Annotated in this window: 22 protein-coding genes; 8 read left to right on the top strand and 14 right to left on the bottom strand. The window is 73.1% G+C overall.

Annotated elements, in window-relative coordinates:
- Positions 1-94 precede the first annotated feature (94 nt).
- Both ACFYPH_RS05240 and ACFYPH_RS05235 read left to right on the top strand, forming a co-directional pair.
- Positions 95-1579, top strand: coding sequence for a hypothetical protein (locus ACFYPH_RS05240; RefSeq protein WP_387179132.1), 1485 nt, complete (start codon positions 95-97; stop codon positions 1577-1579).
- A 34-nt stretch (positions 1580-1613) separates the two neighbouring features.
- Positions 1614-2480, top strand: a complete 867-nt coding sequence (locus tag ACFYPH_RS05235; protein ID WP_354863246.1) for a 3-methyladenine DNA glycosylase — start codon at positions 1614-1616, stop codon at positions 2478-2480.
- Between the two features lie 56 nt (positions 2481-2536).
- Here the strand turns inward: ACFYPH_RS05235 and ACFYPH_RS05230 are convergent, their stop codons facing one another.
- From ACFYPH_RS05230 to ACFYPH_RS05190, 9 genes are all read right to left on the bottom strand, one after another.
- On the bottom strand, positions 2537-3130 hold the full coding sequence (locus tag ACFYPH_RS05230) for a TetR family transcriptional regulator (RefSeq protein WP_387179128.1): 594 nt from the start codon (positions 3128-3130) through the stop codon (positions 2537-2539).
- A 73-nt stretch (positions 3131-3203) separates the two neighbouring features.
- Positions 3204-4202: an aldo/keto reductase gene (locus tag ACFYPH_RS05225; protein WP_387179125.1), complete on the bottom strand. Its 999-nt coding sequence runs from the start codon at positions 4200-4202 to the stop codon at positions 3204-3206.
- 109 nt (positions 4203-4311) lie between these two features.
- Positions 4312-4737, bottom strand: a complete 426-nt coding sequence (gene arfB, locus ACFYPH_RS05220) for an alternative ribosome rescue aminoacyl-tRNA hydrolase ArfB (RefSeq protein ID WP_354858732.1) — start codon at positions 4735-4737, stop codon at positions 4312-4314.
- A gap of 34 nt (positions 4738-4771) precedes the next feature.
- A complete protein-coding gene (locus tag ACFYPH_RS05215) occupies positions 4772-5068 on the bottom strand; it encodes a hypothetical protein (RefSeq protein WP_354858729.1) in 297 nt (98 codons plus the stop codon).
- Between the two features lie 99 nt (positions 5069-5167).
- A complete protein-coding gene (locus ACFYPH_RS05210; protein ID WP_387179122.1) occupies positions 5168-6025 on the bottom strand; it encodes a S1C family serine protease in 858 nt (285 codons plus the stop codon).
- A 34-nt stretch (positions 6026-6059) separates the two neighbouring features.
- Positions 6060-7019: a VWA domain-containing protein gene (locus tag ACFYPH_RS05205; protein WP_354858724.1), complete on the bottom strand. Its 960-nt coding sequence runs from the start codon at positions 7017-7019 to the stop codon at positions 6060-6062.
- On the bottom strand, positions 7016-8053 hold the full coding sequence (locus tag ACFYPH_RS05200; RefSeq protein ID WP_354858722.1) for a DUF58 domain-containing protein: 1038 nt from the start codon (positions 8051-8053) through the stop codon (positions 7016-7018). The genes ACFYPH_RS05205 and ACFYPH_RS05200 overlap by 4 nt, the downstream gene beginning before the upstream one ends.
- Positions 8050-9099: a MoxR family ATPase gene (locus ACFYPH_RS05195; protein ID WP_354858720.1), complete on the bottom strand. Its 1050-nt coding sequence runs from the start codon at positions 9097-9099 to the stop codon at positions 8050-8052. The genes ACFYPH_RS05200 and ACFYPH_RS05195 overlap by 4 nt, the downstream gene beginning before the upstream one ends.
- Positions 9100-9290: 191 nt before the next feature.
- The gene (locus ACFYPH_RS05190) at positions 9291-9806 is read right to left on the bottom strand and encodes a hypothetical protein (RefSeq protein WP_354858719.1); all 516 of its coding nucleotides are present in this window, start codon (positions 9804-9806) and stop codon (positions 9291-9293) included.
- Positions 9807-10128: 322 nt separating this feature from the next.
- Between ACFYPH_RS05190 and ACFYPH_RS05185 the strand changes: the two genes are divergently transcribed.
- Positions 10129-11115 (top strand): endonuclease/exonuclease/phosphatase family protein, encoded by a 987-nt coding sequence (locus ACFYPH_RS05185; protein WP_354858740.1) that lies wholly within the window; start codon positions 10129-10131, stop codon positions 11113-11115.
- 72 nt (positions 11116-11187) lie between these two features.
- Here the strand turns inward: ACFYPH_RS05185 and cimA are convergent, their stop codons facing one another.
- A complete protein-coding gene (cimA, locus tag ACFYPH_RS05180) occupies positions 11188-12786 on the bottom strand; it encodes a citramalate synthase (protein WP_354858716.1) in 1599 nt (532 codons plus the stop codon).
- Positions 12787-13078: 292 nt separating this feature from the next.
- Between cimA and ACFYPH_RS05175 the strand changes: the two genes are divergently transcribed.
- From ACFYPH_RS05175 to ACFYPH_RS05165, 3 genes are all read left to right on the top strand, one after another.
- Complete coding sequence (locus ACFYPH_RS05175) at positions 13079-13609, top strand: carboxymuconolactone decarboxylase family protein (protein ID WP_363941249.1); 531 nt, start codon at positions 13079-13081, stop codon at positions 13607-13609.
- Between the two features lie 209 nt (positions 13610-13818).
- A complete protein-coding gene (locus ACFYPH_RS05170; protein ID WP_234581286.1) occupies positions 13819-14277 on the top strand; it encodes a PRC-barrel domain containing protein in 459 nt (152 codons plus the stop codon).
- A 51-nt stretch (positions 14278-14328) separates the two neighbouring features.
- The gene (locus ACFYPH_RS05165) at positions 14329-15081 is read left to right on the top strand and encodes a tyrosine-protein phosphatase (protein ID WP_387179115.1); all 753 of its coding nucleotides are present in this window, start codon (positions 14329-14331) and stop codon (positions 15079-15081) included.
- 48 nt (positions 15082-15129) lie between these two features.
- Here ACFYPH_RS05165 and ACFYPH_RS05160 read toward each other — a convergent pair whose 3' ends face one another.
- Together ACFYPH_RS05160 and ACFYPH_RS05155 are read right to left on the bottom strand one after the other, a co-directional pair.
- Positions 15130-16227 (bottom strand): branched-chain amino acid aminotransferase, encoded by a 1098-nt coding sequence (locus ACFYPH_RS05160; protein WP_355067004.1) that lies wholly within the window; start codon positions 16225-16227, stop codon positions 15130-15132.
- Between the two features lie 162 nt (positions 16228-16389).
- The gene (locus tag ACFYPH_RS05155) at positions 16390-17421 is read right to left on the bottom strand and encodes a 3-isopropylmalate dehydrogenase (RefSeq protein WP_355133304.1); all 1032 of its coding nucleotides are present in this window, start codon (positions 17419-17421) and stop codon (positions 16390-16392) included.
- Between the two features lie 224 nt (positions 17422-17645).
- Between ACFYPH_RS05155 and ACFYPH_RS05150 the strand changes: the two genes are divergently transcribed.
- Both ACFYPH_RS05150 and ACFYPH_RS05145 read left to right on the top strand, forming a co-directional pair.
- Positions 17646-18488 carry an FAD:protein FMN transferase gene (locus tag ACFYPH_RS05150; RefSeq protein WP_387179110.1) on the top strand — a complete coding sequence of 281 codons (843 nt, stop codon included), beginning with the start codon at positions 17646-17648 and terminating at the stop codon, positions 18486-18488.
- Between the two features lie 363 nt (positions 18489-18851).
- On the top strand, positions 18852-19208 hold the full coding sequence (locus tag ACFYPH_RS05145; protein WP_234581292.1) for a hypothetical protein: 357 nt from the start codon (positions 18852-18854) through the stop codon (positions 19206-19208).
- Between the two features lie 169 nt (positions 19209-19377).
- Here ACFYPH_RS05145 and serA read toward each other — a convergent pair whose 3' ends face one another.
- Positions 19378-20976: a phosphoglycerate dehydrogenase gene (serA, locus tag ACFYPH_RS05140; protein ID WP_387179107.1), complete on the bottom strand. Its 1599-nt coding sequence runs from the start codon at positions 20974-20976 to the stop codon at positions 19378-19380.
- A gap of 432 nt (positions 20977-21408) precedes the next feature.
- Positions 21409-22422 carry a ketol-acid reductoisomerase gene (gene ilvC / locus ACFYPH_RS05135; protein ID WP_355067008.1) on the bottom strand — a complete coding sequence of 338 codons (1014 nt, stop codon included), beginning with the start codon at positions 22420-22422 and terminating at the stop codon, positions 21409-21411.
- Between the last annotated feature and the right edge of the window lie 56 nt (positions 22423-22478).

Genomic DNA, 22478 nt, shown 5'->3' with positions numbered 1-22478 from the left:
TTAGCGCAGGTCTGGGCGGCCGGGGCGGGTTTCTCGACTTCGTACCCGCACGGAGGGCGCGCACCCCTAGCGTCGGCTCCGGAGGTTCGTTCGTATGCCTGCATCGACACGACACCACAGAGCCCTCGCGGTGTTCGTACACTGCCTCGGCATCCTCGCCGCCGTGCCGGCCCTGCCCGCGGCGGCCCCGGAGGCGGCGGTCGCGCAACGACCAGCGGCCGCCACGCCACAACCAGCCGCGCCCGTGCCACGACCAGCCGCGCCGACGCCACGTCCGACGGCACCAGCGCCCGGAGCGACGGCGGTCACGCCGCCCGCGTCCGTCAGCCCGGCGCCGTCGGCGGTGGCGGTGGCCGCGCGGGTGCCCGTGGCGGCGAGCGCGGAGCCCACCCCGCCCTCGGCGCCACCGGCGGTGGCACCGCCGTCGCGGGTGCCGGTGTCCGCGCCCCCGCCTCCGGTCACGGTGGCGGTCGCGTCGGAGAGCAGCCCGGCGCCCCGGTACCGGATCCACGTCCGGAATGTGGGCAACTCGCCGCTCGACACGACGGTGCGCCAGGAGCTGCCGTCCGGGTCGTCGCCCACCGCGATCAGCGGGGGCGGGCGGTCCAGCCGCTCCGGCGGGTCCACGGCCGAGGTGACCTGGCGGTTGCGGCTGCCCGCGCACAGCACCACCACGCTGGGCACCGCGCTGACCGCGGTCGCGCCGGGCCAGCCGCTGGCGGCGCCGGCCTGCGCGTTCACCAGTGACGGCAGCCGGCCGTACGACTGCGCCACCGCCACCTGGCAGGGGGCCGCAGGTCCGGCGGCCGAGGTCACGGCGGCCCCGCCCTGGCGGCGGTATCCGGTGCTGCTCGCCGGGTTGGGCGTTCTGCTGCTGCTCAGCGCCCTCGTGGCGTGGGTGTGGCGTCGACGGCGCGGACGGCGCGGGCGGCGGGTGACCGCCGCCGCCCTGGCCACCAACGCGACGCCGGACGATGGACGCGGGACGATCTACCCACGTCCGGCGACTCCCGGCCCGCGCCGACGGCGGCGTACGCCGCCGGTCTGGCTGCTGGTCGGCGCGGCGGTGGTGGTGCTGGCGGGCGTGATCGGCACGGCCGGCTGGACGGCGACCCGGCAGGTGTCGTCGATCGACACCCAGAAGCAGCCGACCAGCGGGGCGTGGATGGGCACCGGGGTCTCCGGGCCGGTGGGCGTGCCGTTGCAGGAGTCCGCGTTCGAGTTCACCGTCTACCGGATGACCTGTGGCGCGGCGGACGCGACCAGCGGGACCGGCGCGGCACCCGCCGGGGGTCGGCGCTGCCAGGCCACCGTGGGTGTGCGCAACGTCACCGGCACCCCGCAGCCCTGGCACGGCCAGCTGCAACGCGCCTACCTGCCGGGTGGCCGATGGGTGAGCACGGACGAGCCGGCCACCCGGGCGGCCAACCTGGGTCGGGACGTCTTCGCCAACCCGGTGGCCGCGGGCAGTCGGGTGGTGCTCCCGCTGGTGTTCACCGTCGACGGGCGGGACCCGCCCCAGCAGCTGGAGCTGCGCAGCGGCGTGTTCTCCGCCGGCGTCCGGGTGCACATGCCCTGACCGCCGATGGGGCGGCGGTCGTACCCTGGGGTCCGTGACCGCCGCCCTCGCCCCCGCCGTGCTCGACGTGGCGGCCTGGCGTGAGCGCCGCCGGGCCCACGAGGAGCGGGTGGACGGGTGGCTGACGCCGCACCTGGCCCGCCGACGTCGCGGTGAGCGGCACCCGGTGGCCGACTTCCTGTTCACCTACTACTCGCACCGGCCGGCGCAGCTGCGCCGCTGGCACCCGGGCGCGGGGGTCGAGCTGCGCGACGCGGACCCGGCCGAGTTCGGCCGGGACTACCGCGCCACCACCGCCGGGGTCACCCTCGACACCGAGGCGGTACGCGGGCGACGCGGCGAGTCGATCGCGTGGATCCGCTCGCTGTTGGCGGCCACGGCCGGACGACCGGCGCACTTCGGCTGCTTCGGAATGCACGAGTGGGCGATGGTGTACCGGCAGACCCGCGAGGAACTGCGGCACAACGCCTGGCCGTTGCGGCTGGATCCGGAGCGGACTGCCGCGGTCGTCGAGGAGCGCGGGGTGCGGTGCAGCCACTTCGACGCGTTCCGGTTCTTCACCCCGCCGGCCCGGCCGTTGAACCTGCTCACCCCGACCCGGGAGACGCAGCACGCGCACGAGCAGCCGGGCTGTCTGCACGCCAACATGGACCTCTACAAGTGGGCGTACAAGTTGTCGCCGCTGGTGCCCTCCGAGCTGGTCGCGGACTGTTTCGAGCTGGCCCGGGAGATCCGCACGTTGGACATGCGGGCCAGCCCGTACGACCTGGCGGCCCTCGGTCACCCTCCGGTACGGGTGGAGACCCCGGAGGGCCGGGCGGAGTACGCCGCGGCGCAGCGCGGGTTCGCCGACCGTGCGGCGGTGCTCCGCGACCGGCTGCTGGCCGCCGTCCCCGGCTGACCGTCGACGGCCCTGCGCGGTCGGGCGGCTGGCCCGTGCCGTCGCCCGGCCCGGCGTCAGCGCGAGCGGGCTCGCAGGCCGTCGAGAAGCAGCGCGACCACCGCGGCCAAATCGTCGTCGAGGCCCGGCTCGTTCCACTCCGTCCGGTGCGACGGGTGGTGGAACCGCGCGGTGGCCTGCAGCAGCGCACGGCCGGCCACCGCCGGGTCGGGCACGGTGAACTCGCCGGCGGCCACTCCGTCCGCGACGATCAGGCTGAGCTGACCGGCGAGAACCTCCAGGTGGTTGGCGACCGCCCCCTCGGAGAGCGTGGCGAGCTGGTGGAAGTTGTCGAACAGCTCCGGGTCCTCGCGGGCCATCCGCCGCTTGGTGCCGCTCAGCTCGGCCAGCCACCGGCGCAACCGCTCTGGGGCCGGGTCGGTGCCGGTGGCGACGTCGATCAGCGGGGTGGAGACCCGGGCCAGCCAGCGTTCGGCCACCGCCTCGCGCAGCGCGGCCTTGCTGGCGAAGTGCCGGTAGACGCTGCCGTGGCTGACGCCCAGCGCGCGCGCGACGTCCAGCACGGTGGCCTTCGCCGGGCCGTACCGGCGCAGCACCTCCTCGGCGGTGTCGAGGATGCGGTCGGCGGTCAGGGCGGTGGTGTCGCTCATCGTCCCAGCCTCCCTGACCGCGCCGCCGGTCGTGGCGCGACCCCCGGCCGGCGGTCGCGCCACGACCGGGTCGTCATGACCGCTCGCTGTCCAGGAACGCCATCTGCGCCTCGTCGTACCGGCTGCCGGCCACCGCGTCGGCGGGGACGGCGGCCTCGATGGCGGCCAGGTCCGTCTCGGTCAGCGTGACCGCGGCGGCGCCGAGGGCCTCGGTGAGCCGGTCCCGGCGGCGGGCGCCGATCAGGGGTACGACGGTCTCGCCCCGGGCGAGCACCCAGGCGATGGCGATCTGCGCCACGGTGACGCCCCGCGCCTCGGCGATGCCGCGCAGCGCGTCCACGAGGGCGAGGTTGCGGTCCAGGTTCGCGCCGGCGAAGCGCGGCAGGTGGCTGCGGAAGTCGGTGCCGGCGGTCTCCCGCCCCGCCGTCCAGTGGCCGCTGATCAGCCCTCGGGAGAGCACCCCGTACGCGGTGATCCCGACGCCCAGCTCACGCGCCGTCGGCAGGATCTCGGCCTCGGGGGCGCGGGAGATTAGCGAGTACTCGATCTGGAGGTCGCTGATGGGGTGCACGGCGTGCGCCCGGCGCAGCGTCTCGGCGCTCACCTCGGACAGGCCGATGTGCCGGACGTGACCCGCCTTGACCAGCTCGGCCAGGGTGCCCACGACCTCCTCCACCGGCACGTCCGGGGCGAGCCGGGCGGGGCGGTAGATGTCGACGTGGTCGGTGCCGAGCCGGCGCAGCGTGTACGCCAGGAAGTTCTTGATCGCGACGGGTCGGACGTCGTTGCCGTTCCAACCGCCGTCGACGTCGCGCAGCGCGCCGAACTTCACGCTGATCACCGCGTTGTCCCGGTTGCGGCCGCGCAGCGCCTCCCGCAGCAGCATCTCGTTGTGGCCCATCCCGTAGAAGTCGCCCGTGTCGAGCAGGGTGATGCCGGCGTCCAGTGCGGCGTGGATGGTGGCGATGCTCTCGGCCTCGTCGGCGGGGCCGTAGAGGTCCGACATGCCCATCAGGCCGAGCCCGAGCGCGGAGACGGTGGGGCCGGAGGTGCCGAGGGTGCGGGTGTCCATGAGGTCTTCCTCTCCTGGGTGACCTGCCGACCATACACTTCAGCTGACAGATTCCAGATTCTGTCACTCGCCAGTCAGAGGGGTCACTCACACGGCTCGGTGACGATGACTACTCGCCGTCGACGCGGCGGTCGCGCTTGCGCTGCGACTGGCGCTTCTTCTCGGCCAGCCGACGTTCCTTGGCGCCCCGGGACGGCCTGGTCGCCCGACGCGGCGGCGGGGGCGGGGCGGCCGCCTCGCGCAACAGCGCAAGCATCCGCTCGCGGGCCGCCTCCCGGTTCGCAAGCTGCGCCCGGTGCTCGCTGGCCGCGATCGTCAGCACACCGTCCACCAGTCGGTTGGCGAGCCGTGCCAGCGCCCGCGCCCGCAGCGACTCGGGCACGGCCGGAGAGTTGGCCAGGTCGTAGCTCAGCTCGACCCGGGAGTCGGCGGTGTTCACGCCCTGCCCGCCGGGGCCGGACGAGCGGGAGAAGCGCTCCCGCAGCTCCCCGGCGGGGACGACCCACCGATCGGTCACCCGCAGTCCGTCGTCCACGCCCCGAGGCTAGCCCGCTGCGGCCCGCCCCGGGTCACCGGCGCGGAGGCTCACTCTGCGTGGTGGACGGGCTCGGCGCCGGACCGGCGGTCTCGTCGTCCGAACCGACCGCGGCGTACGCCACGGCGCCGAACAGCAGCAACCCGATCACCGCGGCCTTCAGCGCGACCCCGCGGATCAGCACCCACGCGCCGCGGCGAGCGCCGGGCACCGATTTCTTCGCGGTCTGGTAATCGGTCCACCCGCGTCGCGCCCGGGCGTACGCCGACCCCACCGCACATCCGATGACCAGGCCCACCAGCAGGAGGACCGTGAGAAGAGGACGCTCCACCTCCGCCAGTATCCATATCGAGCGTCATATTTCCATGGCCCGATGACGTGTGGCCGGATATCCGACAATGGAGGCGACCCGACGGGCCGTCCGGGCAGCTCAGCCGCCCTTGCCGATGATCGTGTCGGCGGTCTGCTGCACCTGATCGATCGGGATGGCGAAGCCGATGCCGATCGACCCGTTGCCGTCGATGGTGGCGATCGCGGTGTTCACCCCGACCACCTCGCCTCGGGCGTTGACCAGCGGCCCGCCCGAGTTGCCGGGGTTGATCGACGCGTCGGTCTGCACCGCGCGGTGCCGGTTGTTGCCCAACCGCACCTGGCGGTCCAGCGCGCTGACGATGCCCGCGGTGACCGTCCCGGACAGCCCCAGCGGTGAGCCCACCGCCAGTACCGGCTCACCGACCCGGGTGGCGCCCGGCTTGGCCAGCGGCAACGGGGCGAGGCCTGCCGACGGTGGCACCTTCAGCACCGCCAGGTCGCTGCGCGGCTCCCTGCCGATCACCTCGGCCTCGTACCGGCGGCCGTCGGGCAGCTCCACCGTGACCGGCCCACCACCGGCCTTGGCCAGGATGTGGTCATTGGTGACCAGGTGCTGCTGGTCGTCGATGGCGAACCCGGAGCCGGTCGCGGACGCGCCGTTCGCGCCGCCGGCGAGCACCGACACCACACCGGGCACGGTCCGCTCGGCGGCGGTGACCAACTCCGCCGGCGCCGGTGCGGCGGACGCCGCTGACGGCCCCGCGCCGTCCCGGCTGGCCACCACGCCGCCGGCCAGGGCGCCCGAGACGGCCGACACCGCCACGATCGCCAACGCGGCGAGCAGCCGGCCGGGGCGTCGCCCGCCGGGGTCCCGCCCCGAGCCGGGCGCGTCCCACCACCCGCGCCCGTCCGGGTCGAGCTCCGGCGAGATAAACCAGGGACCGCGCGGTTCGCCCAGTCCGGTCTGCACTGCCATGCGTACTCCTCGAGGTCGACGTCGGCGCGGTGGATCAGGGCAGTCGGGAGAACCAGCGCATCGAGCCAGCGGCGGCACCCATCGCGAACACCAGTCCGAGGCCGATGAACCGGGCCGAGACGTCCTGACGTTCGGTGCGGTAGCCGACCGAGCTGCCGATGTCGTCGTAGACGGCGCGCAACTCGTCGACGGTGCTGGCCTCGTGGAACATTCCGCCGGTCTCGTCGGCGACTGCCTTGAGGGTCTGCCCGTCGACCGGCACCTGGATCGGCCGTCCGCCCCGGTCCACGAATCCCGACGGTGTGCCGAAGGAGATCGCGTGCACCGGCACCTTCGCCGCGACCGCCTCCGCCGCCGCCTCCATCGGGTCCATCCCCGACGTGTTGGCTCCGTCGGAGAGCAGGATGATCCGGGCCGGCGGTGGCTCCTTGGCGGCCTCGCTGTCCAGGCTCTTGACCGCGCCGAGCGAGGTGTTGATGGCCTCACCGATCGCGGTGCCCTGCACCCCGGTCACCCCCTCGGCGAGGCGACCGATGCCCTCGTCCAGGGCGTCCCGGTCGGTGCCGGGCGGCACCAGGACGGCGGCGCTGCCGGCGAACGCGACAAGCCCCACGTTGAACTCGTCGGGCAGACCCTCGACGAAACGTCGGGCCGCCTGCTTGGCCGCCGCCAGCCGGTCCGGCTCCACGTCGGTGGCCAGCATGGAGGTGGACACGTCGACGGCCACCATCACGGTGGCGCGTTCCCGGGGGACCCGGACCTCGGCGGTGGGCCGGGCGAAGCCGACCACGAGCAGCGCCAGCATGGCCAGGAACAGTCCGGCCGGAACGTGCCGGCGCCAGGCCGGACGAACGGGTGCCACCCGGTCCAGCAGCCGCAGGTTGGTGAAGCGGACGGCGTATTGGCTGCGTCTGCGCTGCATCACCAGGTACGCGCCGACCAGCGCGAGCACGCCGATCAGCAGCCAGAGCCGCAACGGGGACTCCCAGGTCACGCGGCACCTCCCCGGACGGCTCCGGCCGGCGCCGCGGCCATCCGCCGCTGGGCGTGCACGTGTCGGACGATGTCGGCGCTGAAGTCCCGATCGGTGCGCAGCGCCAGGTGTGTCGCCGCGCTCCGGCGCAACGCCTGGCGGACCTGGTCACGCTGGACGGCGGCGGCCGCGGCGTAGCGCTCCCGCAGACGGCGGTCCGATGTGCACACCTCGCGGCGACGGCCGGTCTCCGGGTCGACCAGCGTGATCAGGCCGACGTCGGGAAGTTCCAGTTCGCGCGGGTCGGTCACCTCGATCGCGAGCACCTGGTGGCGGGCGGACAGCCGACGCAGGGTCCGCTCCCAGGGCGGCGGCTCGTCGGGGTCGTCGGGCAGGCCGTCGAGGAAGTCGGAGACCACCACGACCAGCCCGCGCTGGTTGGCGACCCGGTGCACCGCGTCCAGCCCGTCCGCCAACTCCGCCGCCGCGACCGGCTGCGGGGTCGCCAGCCGGGACCGGGGCCGGTCGTCGGGCTCGGTCGCGCGCGGCGCGGTCAGCAGCGCGCGGAGCAGACCGAGCAGATGGGTACGCCCGCTGCGGGCGGGAAAGCGTCGTACCCCGTCGGCGCCCAGCACCTGGGCGCCCAACCGGTTGCCGATGCCTGCGGTCAGGAAACCCACCGCCGCCACGGCGGCCACCGCCAGCTCCCGCTTGTCCAGCTCGGCGGTGCCGAACTCCATGCTGGCGCTGGCGTCGACGAGCAGCCAGGTGGTGAGTTCCCGGTCGGCGTCGACCTGTCGGACGTGCGGCACGGCGGTCCGGGCGGTCACCGCCCAGTCCATCCGGCGGACCTCGTCCTCCCCCGGCCGGTACTCGCGGCTGCCGGCGGGTTCGCTGCCCGGCCCGGGGAGCAGGCCACGGTACTGGCCGTGCAGCAGACCGTTGAGTCTCCGGGTGACGGTCAGTTCCAGTCGGCGCAGCCGCTGGTCGGGGGTCAGCTCGGCCAGGCCGGGGTCGGGCGGCGTGGCCACCGAGGTGCGGCCGGCGCGTCTCACGCCGCCGCCAGGTCGGGGGTCTGCTGGGGGTGCCCGGTGGCCACCCGGGGCGGCGGCACCGCCTCCACGAGCCGCCGGACCAGGCTCTCGGCCGAGACCCCGTCGGCCACGGCGTCGAAGGAGAGCACCAGCCGGTGGGAGAGGACGTCCACCGCCAATTCCCGGACGTCCTCGGGCAACACGTACTCCCGTCCCCGCAGCAGCGCCTGCGCGCGGGCGGCGGCGACCAGACCGAGCGTCGCCCGTGGGCTGGCGCCGTACGCCAGCAGCGGCGCGATCTCAGCCAGCCCGAACCGGCCCGGGTCGCGGGTGGCGAGGATCAGCCGGACCACGTACTCGGCCAGGGCGTGGTGGACGAAGACCCGCTCGGCGTGCGTCTGCAGGAGTCGCAGGCGTTGCGGGTCGAGCACCTGACGCGCGCTGGGCCGGTCGGTGCTCATCCGGTAGAGGATGGCCAGTTCGTCGGCGTCGCTGGGATAGTCGACGACCACCTTCATGAGGAACCGGTCGCGCTGCGCCTCGGGGAGCTGGTAGACCCCCTCGGACTCGATCGGGTTCTGGGTGGCCAGCACCAGGAACGGCGTCGGCACCGGCCAGCTGCGCCCGCCGATGGAGACCTGCCGTTCGGCCATCGCCTCCAGCAGCGCCGACTGGACCTTGGCCGGTGCCCGGTTGATCTCGTCGGCGAGCACCAGGTTGGCCATGATCGGGCCCAGCTCGATGTCGAAGGTCTCCTTGGAGGCCCGGTAGATCCGGGTGCCGACGATGTCGGAGGGGACCAGGTCCGGGGTGAACTGGATCCGGGAGAAGGTGCCGCCGACCACGGTGGCGAGAGTCTGCGCCGCGAGGGTCTTGGCCACGCCGGGCACGCCCTCCAGAAGGCAGTGCCCGTTGGCGATGAGTGCGGTGAGCAGACGTTCGACGAGCCGATCCTGCCCGACGATCACGCGTTTGACCTCGAAGAGGGTCTGTTCCAGCTCGGCGCCGGTCGGCTCGGGATCGACCGAGGTGGGCAGGCTGGCCAGGGTGTCCGAGATGTCCGTCACGGTGCTTGCTTCCCGGGCCGGGGCCCCGGCAAACGTGGGATTGTCGGGGCCGGACCGGGCCGTTGTGGTCCGCACGGGGATGGGTCGCCCGAAAGAGGAGCACCGGCACGAGCAGGCCGAAGCGGGACGCCCGGGCCGGGACGTGGACCGGCCCGCACGCGCGGGCATGGGGGCCGGTCCGGTCGGTTCGGTCAGAAGGTGTGCGTGAGCAGGGTGAAGCCCCGGTCGGCCGGGGTGCCGGACGAGTTGCGGGTCTGGATGAAGACCGAGTTGGGCGTGCCGAGGCGGGGCGCGACGGAGATCTCGCCAGCGGGCGGGATGCAGCAGGAGTCGGACCGCGAGATGGTCGCCAGGAAGGCGCCGGTCGAGACGTTCACGCCGAGTTGCACCTCGTACTGGCCGGGGCCGAACTTGATGACCGTGCCGTCGCCGCGGGCCTTGGTGCCGTTGGCGTTGACGACCGTGTAGAAGTTGGCGGTCGCCAGCGTGCTGGCCTTGCCGGCCTCTAGCGCCGCCTTGGCGCTGCGGGCCGACTGGGCCGTGACCGGCGGCTGCTGGGCGTCGCCCGTGGCGCGGGACGCCGGCTGGACGGCCTCCTGCGGTGCCTTCGCCGACGGCTGGGCGATGGCGATCCCGCCACCGGCCAGGGTGAGCGCCAGGACAGCGAACGTGACCGCCGCCGCCTTACGTCGGAAGGATGTGTTCATGACAGGTCCCCCTTGTGTGACCGGGTGAATTCGGCCGACCCGCGGGGCGGGACGGATAACTGCCGAAAATGAGATGTACGGCGGTGCTGAGAGCCCCGGGAGATTCGGTTTCTGGACGATCTATACCCATCTTGAACTGGGATTACTACTCAGCGTTGCGTCGTTTTGACCAGGTGGAACGTAGCACCGCAAAAAGCTTGACGTCAATAGTTGACCTCGCATTATGGCGGTGTCTTCCACCCGTCAGATAATTGTGAAAGGTGAGCCCATCGGCATTCACGAAATATGCGCGACGCCGACCGCTAGGCTGAGCGCCGTGATCATCGACGTGCCACCCGCACCCACCCGCCGTCGGCTGCCGATCGGCACGGCGCTCTGCTGGGCGGCCGTCGGGCCCACGGCCGCCTGGGCCACCGTGCGGCTGGCCGGGCTGGACCGGGGGCCGCTTGTGCAGGCGCTCGCCTTCACTCCGTACGTCGCCGGGTTCAGCGTGCTGGCCCTCGGCCTCACGGTCGCCCTGCGGCGCTGGTGGCCGGCGGCGGTCGCGGCCCTGGCCGCGGTGGCACTGCTCGGCGTGGTGGCGCCCCGGGCGCTGGCCGCGCCACAGCCGGCGGCGACCGGCCCGACGATCCGGCTGCTCACGGCCAACCTGCTCGCCGGGGCCGCCGACACGGGGGCGCTTGTCGAGCTGGTCCGGCAGCACCGGGTCGACGTGCTCACCGTGCAGGAGTTCACTCCGGAGGCGCAGGCGAGCCTGGACCGGCTCGGCCTCGACCGGCTGCTGCCCTACCGGCAGCTCAACGCGCACGTCGGCACGCCCGGGTCCGCGCTCTACTCGCGGTGGCCGATCAGCGACGCCGGCATCCGCAACAACCGCGGTGGCTGGGGGTTCACCCAGGCGTACGGCACGCTCGCCGTCCCCGGTGGCCCGCCGGTACGGGTCGAGTCGGCCCACCCCGCGGCGCCGTCCGCGCTGGACCAGGTCGGCGCCTGGCGTGCCGACCTGGTCGCCCAGCCACCGGCCACCCCCGGCGGCGGCCTGCGGATCCTCGCCGGGGACTTCAACTCCACCCTGGACCACGGGCCGCTGCGCGCACTGCTGCGCACCGGCTACGTCGACGCCGCGGACGCCACCGGCGAGGGCCTGACCGGCACGTGGGGCCCGTACGACGGTGACCTCATCCCTCCGGTCACGATCGACCACGTGCTTGTCGACCGCCGCATCGCCGCCGACAAGGTGACCGTGTTCGACCTGGCCGGCAGCGACCACCGCCCCGTCCTGGCCACCCTCCGCCTGCCCGCGGCCTGACCCCTACCGACCCGTCCCGACGTCCGGGGCACAAGCCGCAGACCGTCGACACACCGTGCAGGATCGCGGAGGTCAGGGAGTTGGCGTCGTGGCGGAGGCGGGGGCCAGGCCGTAGGTGAGGGCGTCGACCAGGGCATGCCAACTGGCCTCGACGACGTTGGGGTGCACGCCCACCGTCGTCCAGTCGCGGCCGCTGTCGTCGGCTGTCTCCAGGAGCACCCGGGTGACGGCGCCGGTGCCGTGGCTGCCCTCCAGGATGCGCACCTTGTAGTCGGCCAGCTCGAACTCGCGAAGCCGCGGATAGTGCCGCGCCAGCCCCACCCGCAGCGCCTCGTCCAGGGCGTTGACCGGGCCGTTGCCCTCCGCGGTGGCGATCACCCGCTCGCCGCGTACCCGGATCTTCACGGTCGCCTCGGAGACGACCGCGCCGTCCTCCCGGTGCTCGACCAGCACCCGGTACGACTCCAGGGTGAACGGCCGGGCCGGGCCGCCCTCCGGCAGCTCGGAGCGGACCAGCAGCTCGAAGGAGGCGTCCGCCGCCTCGAAGGACCAGCCGTCGGCCTCCAGCTCCTTGACCCGCTTGGTGACCCGGGTCAGCGCCTCCGGACGGTCGGTCAGGTCCAGGCCGAGCTCACGGCTCTTGAGCTCGACGCTGGCCCGACCGGCCATCTCGGTCACCAGGATCCGCATGTCGTTGCCCACCACCGACGGGTCCACGTGGTTGTAGAGCAACGGGTCGACCTTGATCGCGCTCGCGTGCAGCCCGGCCTTGTGGGCGAAGGCGGCGGCCCCGGCGTACGCCTGGTGGGTGTCGGGGGCGATGTTGGCGATCTCGGCGATGGCGTGCGAGACCCGCACCATCTGCGCCAGGCAGCCCTCCGGTAGGACGGGCATGCCGAGCTTGAGCTGGAGGTTGGCGACGACCGCGAAGATGTCGGCGTTGCCGGGGCGCTCGCCGTACCCGTTGGCGGTGCCCTGCACGTGGCGGACACCCGCCTCGACGGCGGCGATCGTGTTGGCCACGGCGCACGCGGTGTCGTTCTGCGCGTGCATGCCGAACAGCGCGGGGTCGACGCCGAGTCGGCTGGTCAGGTCGACGATCGCGGCGGTCACCTGGGACGGCAGCATGCCGCCATTGGTGTCACAGAGGACCATCCGCTCGGCGCCCGCGGCGAGCGCGGTCTGCACCACGGCCGCGCCGTACGCCGGGTCGTGGCGGTAGCCGTCGAAGAAGTGCTCGCCGTCGACGAACACCCGGCGCCCCTCGGAGACAAGGTGGCTGACGGTGTCGTGGATCATCGCCAGGTTCTCCGCGCCGGTGGTGCGCAGCGCACGCTCGACGTGGCGGATGTCGGCCTTGGCGACCAGCGCGACGGCCGGGGTCTGCGCGTCCAGCAGAGCACGCACCTGGGGGTCGTCGGCGACCGCGAGGCCGGCCTTGCGGGTGGCGCCGAACGCGACGAGCACCGCGTGCCGCAGAGTCAGTTCGGCGCGCGCCCGGCGGAAGAACTCGGTGTCCTTGGGCACCGCGCCCGGCCAGCCGCCCTCGATGAAGCCGACACCGAACTCGTCGAGCAGCCGGGCCACCGCCAGCTTGTCGACCACCGAGTAGGTGAGCCCCTCGCGCTGGGCGCCGTCGCGCAATGTCGTGTCGAAGACCTGGAACGTCATCAGGATCCTTTCTCGGAGCAACAAAAAGACCTCCCGCGGATGCGGGAGGTCTGCGCGCTCGGCGGAGGGAGAGCCGGCGCGCTAGGTCGCAATAATCAGGGCGGTGCTGGTCACGCTCGCTACTCTGCCACTCGGCCCCGTTCTTGGGAGAAACTATCCACATCGCGGGACGGCACGGTCGGTGTGGCGACGCCTGACCCGCCGGAAGATGACACCCCGCCCACAAGGAGGCCCCGTGCTCACCGTGTCGCTCGACGCCGACACCCTGCCCGCCGAGGCCGAGGGCTGAGCCGTGGGACTGGACACGATCCGGGCGGCCCTGCCCGCGTACGCCACGGACATCGCCCGCAACCTCGACGCCACCATCGGCACCTCGACGCTGACCCCGGCGCAGACCTGGGGCACGGCCCTGGCCTGTGCGGTGGCCGCCCGCAATCCGCTGGTACTGCGCGAGATCGCTGCCGAGGCGCTCGACCACCTCGGGCCGAACGGCGTCGAGGCGGCCAAGGGCGCGGCGGCAGTCATGGCGATGACCAACATCTACTACCGGGCCACCCACCTCGTCGGCGACTCCGAGTACGCCTCGATGCCGGCCCGGCTCCGCATGCAGATCATCGCCCGTCCGGGGGTGGACAAGAGCGACTTCAAGCTGTGGTGCCTCGGCGTTTCGGCGATCCACGGCTGCGAGATCTGCCTCCAGACGCAGGAGAAGGCGCTGCGTCGCCGTGGCGTCACCCGCGAACAGGTGCACGAGGCGCTGCGGATCTCCGCCGTCGTGCACGCGGTGGCGGTCACGCTGGACGCCGAGGCAGCTCTGGCCTGACTCCCGCCCCGGGCCCGCCACCACGGCGATGGCGCGATCGACGCACCCCGACGGGCCGCGCCACCGACGCTCGGTCCGCCCGTACGGGCCCGCCGACACCCCGGCTCGCCAGCCGGGCGCCGTTTCCGGACCCCGACCGCCGGGTAGCTCCTGCGGGGACGCACCCAGCGACGCCGAGAGACGATCGGCGACAGTCAGGAGTGAACGGCATGGACAGGATCGACCCGCACGCCGCCCACGCCGGGCCCGACCCGCTGCACGGCGGTGATCAGGGCGCCGTGGCGGGCGGCGCACCGACCGGCACCTTCGACCCCTGGCGCTACCGGGACGCGGCCGGAGTGGCCGACGCCGACCTGGTCGGCTACAAGGTCGAGGCCACCGACGGCGGAGTCGGCAAGATCGACAGCGCCAGTCACGAGGTCGGCGGCAGCTACCTGGTCGTGGACACCGGACCGTGGATCTTCGGCAAGAAGGTGATGCTGCCCGCCGGCACCGTCAACCAGGTCGACCACGACCAGCGCACCGTCTCCGTCGACCGCACCCGGGACCAGATCAAGGCCGCCCCGGAGTACGACGAGACCAGCCACAGCGACCCGACGTACCGGGACCAGCTGGGCGGTTACTACGACGAGACGTACGGCGCGCTTCCGCCGGGCACCGCGCGCTGACCGATCGGACCCAACGGCCGGTGGGGCGAAAAGCCCACCGGCCGTTACCGTGTGACCGTGGACGCCATCGACGACACACGACCCATCCCGCTGCCCGCGACCTTCAACTTCCGCGACGTCGGCGGCTACCCCGGCCACGACGGCCGCACCGTACGCCGGGGTCGCCTCTACCGCTCCGACTCCCTGCACCGCCTCGACGAGCAGGACCGGGACGCGTTCGCCGCGATCGGCATCCGCACCGTCATCGACCTGCGCCGCCCCACCGAGGTGGAGCGCGACGGTCGGGTGCCGGCGTACCAGGGGCTGACCTACCGGCACATCCACCCGGAGCACGAGGACTGGTCGGGTACGCCGCACGAGAAGGGCACCGACCTGGCCCGCTACCTCGCCGACCGGTACGCCGACCTGGCCCAGACCGGCACCGCGGGGCTGGCCGAGGCGATCGGACTGATCGCGGATTCCGCGAATGCCCCGGTGGTGGTGCACTGCGTGGCCGGCAAGGACCGAACCGGCATCGTCTGCGCCCTCACCCTCGCCGTCCTGGGCGTCGACGACGCCGACATCACCGCCGACTACGCGCTGAGCACCGAGGCGTCGGCCCGGTTCAGCGCCTGGCTGGCCGCCACCATGCCGAACGCGGCCGAGGTGCCCGCGCCGTTCTTGGCGTCACCCGCCGAGGCCATGCAGATGTTCCTGAACGAGCTGCGCGAGGGGCACGGCTCGATCGAGGCGTACCTGCGCCACGCCGGGGTGACCGACGAGCAGCTCGCGGCCCTGCGCGACCACCTGCTCGACGAGGTCTAGCGGGCCGCGCTGACCGGCCCGTGGGAACGGGCCGGTCAGCGCCGGACGTCAGAGGACCTGGTGCACCCAGCCGTGCGGATCGGCGGCCTTGCCCCGTTGGATGTCGACCAGTTGCTGGCGCAGCGACATGGTGACCCGGCCGGGCTCGCCGCCCCCGATCAGGAACTCGCCGTCGGGGAAGCGCACCTGACCGATCGGGGTGATCACCGCGGCGGTGCCGCAGGCGAAGACCTCGCGGAGCCGGCCGCTGGCCGCGTCGGCCTGCCAGTCGGCGAACGTGACCGGCCGCTCCTCCACCCGGTGCCCGGCCTTGCCGGCCAGCGTCATGATCGCGTCCCGGGTGATGCCCGGCAGGATCGTGCCGGTCAGCGGCGGGGTGACCACCGAGTCGTCGTCGTAGACGAAGAAGACGTTCATGCCGCCCAGCTCGTCGACGAAGCGGCGCTCCACCGCGTCGAGGAAGACCACCTGGTCGCAGCCGGCGTCGATGGCTTCGGCCTGGGCCGCCAGCGACGCGGCGTAGTTGCCGCCGCACTTGGCCGCGCCGGTGCCACCGGGCGCCGCCCGGGTGTAGTCCGGAGAGACCCAGACCGTGACCGGCTTGACCCCGCCGCTGAAGTACGCACCGACCGGCGAGGCGATCACCATGTAGAGGTATTCGTTGGCCGGGCGGACGCCGAGGAAGACCTCACTGGCGAACATGAACGGCCGCAGGTAGAGGCTGCCGTCCTCGCCGGTGGGGATCCACTCCCGGTCGATCTCGATGAGCTTGTGCAGCGAGTCGACGAACACCTCGGGCGGCAGCGCCGGCATCGCCATCCGCTGCGCCGATTCGACGAACCGGGCGGCGTTGGCGTCCGGCCGGAACATCGTCACGCCACCGTCCGCGGTCCGGTACGCCTTCAGCCCCTCGAAGATCTCCTGCGCGTAGTGCAGCACCGCGCTGGCCGGGTCCATCGGGATCGGCCCACGCGCCTCCACCCGGGCGTCGTACCAGCCCTTGCCGTCGGCGTACCGCACGGTGACCATGTGGTCGGTGAAGACGCGGCCGAAACCCGGGTTGGCCAGCAGGGCGGCCCGGTCGGCGGCGGATACCGGCGCGGGATTCGGACGGATCTCGAAGTCGAGCTTGTCACCACCGCTCATCGCGCTGACCTCCCTGGGGAACAACGGCATGCGGGATCGCACACCGACATGGTTGTGCCAGAAACTTACCCCGAACGGTCGTTCAGCGGGTAGGGCCGCTCGGGACCGGGTGGACTGCCCGGACCGGCGGATGCCGCCGGTGACCCTGGCGGGTCGGAGCGGTCAGGCTACGGCGTGGGCGGCGAGCCGGTCGCCGACCTCGGCGGTGCGCAGCGCCGCGCCCGGGGTGCGGCCGGCCAGCTCGGCGGCGACCGCCGCGTTGACCCGGGCCGCCGCCTCGGCGTGCCCGAGCTGCTCCAGCAGCAGCGCGACGGAGAGCACCGCGGCCACCGGGTCGGCGACGCCCTGCCCGGCGATGTCCGGCGCCGAGCCGTGCACCGGCTCGAACATCGAGGGGTACGCGCCCTCGGGGTTGATGCAGCCGCTGGCGGCCAGCCCGATCCCGCCGGTGACCGCGGCGGCGATGTCGGTGAGGATGTCGCCGAACAGGTTGTCGGTGACCACCACGTCGTAGCGCTGCGGCTGGGTCACCAGGAACATCGCGGCCGCGTCGACGTGCTGGTATTCCGTCGTGACGTCCGGGTGCTCGGCGGCGACCGCCTCGAAGGCGCGCGCCCACAGCGACCCGGCGTGGGTCAGCACGTTGGTCTTGTGCACCAGGGTGACCTTGCGCCGCTCCCGGCGGTCGGCGCGGGCGAACGCGTCACGGATGACCCGCTCCACGCCGTGTCGGGTGTTGAGGCTCTCCTCGGTGGCAACCTCGGCGGGCGTGTCGCGGTGCAGGGAGCCGCCGGCGCCGGCGTAGAGCCCCTCGGTGCCCTCGCGCACCACCACCAGGTCGACCTCGCCGGGCTTCACGTTGCCCAGCGGACCGGCGACGCCGGGCCAGAGCCGCGACGGGCGCAGATTGACGTACTGGTCGAAGGCGAACCGGAGCTTGAGCAGCAGGCCTCGTTCCAGGACACCCGGCGGAACCGTGGGGTCACCCACCGCGCCGAGTAGGATCGCGTCGTGCCCGGCCAGCTCGGTCAGCACCGAGTCGGGCAGCACCTCGCCGGTACGATGCCAGCGGGCGGCGCCGAGGTCGTACTCGGTGGCCTGCACGCCGGGGAGCACCGCGTCGAGGACCTTCCGAGCCTGCGCGACCACCTCGGGCCCGATGCCGTCCCCGGCCACCACAGCGATCCGCGCCACGCCCGTACTCCCCACGCTCGACTGCCCCGTCTCGGCAACGGTACGTCGGTGTCCCGCAACCCGGTACGATGCTTCCAACATCTGGGAAAGCCGAATGCACAGCACCCTCTCAGCTGGGATTCATGGGGCGATCATCTCCGCTGCCTACGGTGGGGGCAGCGGGTCAGGGGGCCCGCGAACGGTGGTCGTGACGACGCGACGTCAACTGCGAGGGGGCAGGTGCCATGCGCATCGACGAGCAGCCGCGGACCCGCTGGCCGGATCCTTCGGCGTTCCGGAACCGCCGGCCGGACCTGCGGCTCGGCAGCCGCCGGCACCGGATCGACCCGACCGCCGCCACCGATGGCCGGATCGCCGTGCAGCACACCGTACGCACCGCGACCGCCGAGTACACCCTGCTGCTCAACGCCCCCGAGTGGCTCGGCCGTCGAGGCGTCGGCGAGGCGCTGCGGGACAGCGTCGCGGAGCTGCGCGCCGTCGACCTGACCTACGGCCCGAACCGCCCGGAGAGCCTGGTCTCCATGCTGCGGCGGGGAGAGATCAACCCGGAGTCGTACCCCCCGCTGGCCGACCTGGTGGACCGCTGCACGGCCATGCGGGCCGCCACCGACGGCTGGTTCGACGCCTGGGCGGTGCCCGGCGGCTTCGACCCGGGCGGCCTGCTGGGCGGCTGGGCCGTGGAACGTGCCGCCGCCCGGCTGCGCGCCGCGGGCATCCACGACTACGCCGTACTCGCCGGCGCCGACCTGGTGGTCCGCGGCCGGGCGCCGCACGGCGGGCCGTGGCGGGTGGCGGTGCACCACCCGACGGCACCCGAGCGCGCGCCACTGGCGCTGGAGATGACCGCGGGGGCCGTCGGCACCTCTGGGGTGACCGGGCGTCAGGGGCACGTGGTCGACCCGCACACCGGCGAGCCGGCCAACCAGCTCGTCGCCGCGACGGTCGTCGGCCCGGACCTGACGGTCGCCGACGCGTACGCCACCGCGCTCTACGCTGCCGGGCCCACCGGCCTGGCCTGGTTCCGTGGCGGCTCCGACTATCGCGCGCTCTTCGCCCACCGGCGCTGAACCCGTCGCACGGAACTCCGGCTCGATTCGCACCTCGGCCGCCCGGATGGTCGGCTGGTCGGGCCGCTGCGATCGGCCCCCACGGCCTCGGCAACGGCCGTGGGGGCCGATCAGCGACGAGTGCGCGTGGCTCGCACAATCGAGGGGTGCGGACCGGTCGGGCCGGACGTCGGCCGCGCCACCCGAAGACGGGCCGGCGTCGCGACCTGCGGCCAGTAACCGCAGTCGTACGCTAGCGAATCGACGCAACTCGACGCAAGAGTCTCCACAGCGGACTCTCCCGACCGGAAAGCGGCGGGTCGGCGATTGGCCTGCGGCGAGGCAGTTTCGACATGGTGAACGACGGATGGCACGCTGTCCGCCGTGAGTTTCGATCTGAGTGTGTGGGCCCTGGAGGACGGGGCGACGCCCGAGGACGTGCGGGCAGCGGTCGACGGTTGCCGGCAGGGGCGGCACGTGGACCGTTACCCGGACCCGCGCGTTGTCGGCTTCTACCGGGCGATCACCGCGTCCTATCCGGACCGGCACCCCGGTCCGGACAGCCCGTGGGCCGTGGCGCCGCTGCACGCCGCCCACGACCACGTCGAGCTGAACCTGCACCCGACCTGCGCGGACCAGGTGCTGCTGGACATCGAGCGACTGGCCGGGGAGCACGGGCTGATGCTCTTCGACCCGCAGGACGGCTCGGTCTACCCGCCCCCGGCCCGACTGCCCCACTGACCCCCGGGCGGGGCGGGCCGGGCATGCCGGCCGCGGGGCGCCCCGAGGGCCGGGCATCGGCCGCACCCCGGGGTACGACAGAGGGGCCCGGCGCGTCGCCGGGCCCCCCGTGGTGCTGCCGTCTGTGCCGCCACGGCCGGTCGTGCGCGGCCGGTGGCGTGACCGCCGACTACTCGTCGCGCAGGTCCGCCGCGCTGGCGGCGGTCGCGCCGATCGAGTCGGCCGCCGAGGTGAGCAGGTCGGCGCCGAGCGCCTGGTCGACGGTGAGCGTCATCAGGGTCTCGCCGCCCGCCTCACGCCGGGCCACCTGCATCGCGGCGATGTTGATGCCCGACTCGCCGAGCAGGGTGCCGACGGTGCCGACGACGCCCGGCCGGTCGGCGTAACGCAGGAAGAGCAGGATGCCCTCCGCGGCGATCTCCACGTCGAAACCGTCCACCTCGGTCAGCCGGGGGACGTCGCGGGTGCCCGAGTGGGTGACCGTACCGGAGACGCTTACCGTCCGGCCGTCCGGCAGAGCGCCGCGCACCGTCACCAGGGTGGGCTGGTCGGCCGTCTCGGCCAGGCTGTCCAGCGTGACCTCGACGCCGCGCTCGGCGGCCAGGTGCGGAGCGTTGACGTAGGTGACCTGCTCCTCGACCACGGAGCTGAACAGGCCCTTCGTCGCGGCGAGCTTGAGCACCGACACGTCGTGGCCCACGATCTCGCCGCGCACCTCGACGGCGACGCTGGCGGCGACCCCACCAGCGACGGCGGTGAACGCGCGGCCCAGCTTCTCGGCAAGCGGAAGCAGCGGCCGGACGTCCTCGGCGACCACGCCGCCGGCCTGGACGTTTACCGCGTCCGGGACGAACTCGCCCTGCAGCGCCAGCTTCACGCTCTTGGCCACCGCCAGGCCCGCCTTGTCCTGCGCCTCGTGCGTCGAGGCCCCCAGGTGCGGGGTGGCCACCACGTTGTCGAAGGCGAACAGCGGCGAGGAGGTGCAGGGCTCCTTGGAGTACACGTCCACGCCGGCGCCGGCGACCCGGCCTTCGGCGATGGCGTTCGCGAGCGCCTGCTCGTCCACCAGGCCACCGCGGGCGGCGTTCACGATGCGGACGCCGGGCTTGACGATCGCCAGCTCCTTCTCACCGATCAGGCCCACCGTCTCCGGCGTCTTGGGCAGGTGGATGGAGATGAAGTCGCTCTCGCGCAGCAGCTCGTCCAACCCGACCAGACGGACGCCGAGCTGCGCCGCGCGGGCCGGCTGGATGTAGGGGTCGTACGCGATCAGCCGGGTGCCGAAGGCGGCGATGCGAGACGCGAAGAGCACCCCGATACGACCGAGCCCGACCACGCCGACGGTCTTGCCCTGCACCTCGACACCGGTGTACTTCGACCGCTTCCACTCCCCCGCCTTGAGCGCGGAGCTGGCGCTCGCGGTGTTACGGGCCACGGCGAGCAGCAGTGCGACGGCCTGCTCGGCGGCGGACACGATGTTGGAGGTGGGCGCGTTGACGACCATGACGCCCCGGGCGGTGGCGGCCGGCACCTCGACGTTGTCCAGCCCGACGCCGGCCCGGGCGACCACCTTGAGTCGCGGCGCGGCGGCGATCGCCTCGGCGTCGATCTGGGTCGCGCTGCGCACGATGACGGCGTCGGCCTCGGAGAGCGCCGCGAGCAGGGCCGGACGGTCGGTGCCGTCGACGTGCCGGACGTCGAAGTCGTGGGCGAGCACCTCGATGGCGGCGGGGGCGAGTTCTTCGGCGATCAGTACGACAGGATTCATCGGTCCTCGTAGAGGTCGTGTTTGCGATCGGCCCGGGCGGCGGGGCGCCGCACTGCGCCCCACGCTGATCCGTGCCGTGGCCGTCAGGTGCCGGCTCAGCGCACCTACCCGCGATCGTAGGGGCCGCGCTGGCCGGCGTGTTCGGGTCTTCAGGGTGAGTGCCCTCACACGCGCGGTCGAGCGATGGACATCACCCGTTCACCACAGCGAAACCGCCGTCGCGCGCCGTGCGCACGGGTCGTGCTTACCACTGCGGTGAGCGACATACCTCAGAGGTATGAATATGACTCCCAGGTATACGGCTCACCAGCGACACTCCCACCCGAGCACGTGCCGAGGCCGCTACCGGCGTCGGCGCATTGCCGACGGCCCCGGGTCGCGCTGGGGAGAGCGCGGCCCGGGGCCGTCGGAGACTGTCGTCTGGCCGAGCGATCAGGCGGTCTCGGTGATCGGGCGGTCGACCCAGCTCATCATGCCGCGCAGCTTCTTGCCGGTCTCCTCGATCGGGTGCGCCGCACCCTCGGCCTGCCACTTCTTGAAGTTCGGCCGGCCGGCCTCGTCCTCGGCGACCCACTCGCGAGCGAACTCGCCGGACTGGATCTCGCCCAGGATCTTGCGCATCTCGTCCTTGACCCGGGAGTCGATGATGCGCGGGCCACGGGACAGGTCGCCGTACTCGGCGGTGTCGGAGATGCTGTACCGCATCTTCGCGATGCCGCCCTCGTACATGAGGTCGACGATCAGCTTCAGCTCGTGCAGGCACTCGAAGTAGGCCACCTCGGGGGCGTAACCCGCCTCGGTGAGCACCTCGAAGCCGGTCTGCACGAGGGCCGCCGCACCGCCGCAGAGCACCGCCTGCTCGCCGAAGAGGTCGGTCTCGGTCTCCTCGGTGAAGGTGGTCTTGATCGCGCCGGCCCGGGTGCCACCGATCCCCTTGGCGTACGCGAGGGCGAGCGCGAGCGCGTTGCCGCTGGCGTCCTGCTCGACGGCGACGAGGCAGGGCACGCCCTTGCCGTCGGCGTACTGGCGGCGGACCAGGTGACCCGGGCCCTTCGGTGCGACCATCGCCACGTCCACCTCGGCCGGGGGCTTGATCAGGCCGTACCGGATGTTGAAGCCGTGACCGAAGAAGAGCGCCTTGCCCGGGGCGAGGTGCGGCTCGATCGACTCGGTGTAGAGCTTGCGCTGGGCGGTGTCCGGCGCCAGCACCATGATCACGTCGGCCTCGGCGGCGGCCTGTGCCGGCGTGAGCACCCGCAGGCCCTGCTCCTCGGCCTTGGGACGGCTCTTCGAGCCCTCCGGCAGACCGATCACCACGTCGACGCCCGAGTCCCGCAGCGACAGCGCGTGGGCGTGACCCTGGCTGCCGTAGCCGATCACCGCGACCTTCCTGGCCTGGATCAGGCCGAGGTCGGCATCATCGTCGTAGTACACCTCAACGCTCATGAGAAACTTCCCTTTCGTACGACGGCCTGAGTGGCCCGTCGTGGTCTGTGCGGATG

The sequence above is a fragment of the Micromonospora sp. NPDC005252 genome (assembly GCF_042872475.1).
Taxonomy (GTDB): domain Bacteria; phylum Actinomycetota; class Actinomycetes; order Mycobacteriales; family Micromonosporaceae; genus Micromonospora.
The sequence above is the reverse complement of the archived record's forward strand: the minus strand, read 5'-3'. Positions and strand labels throughout refer to the sequence as shown.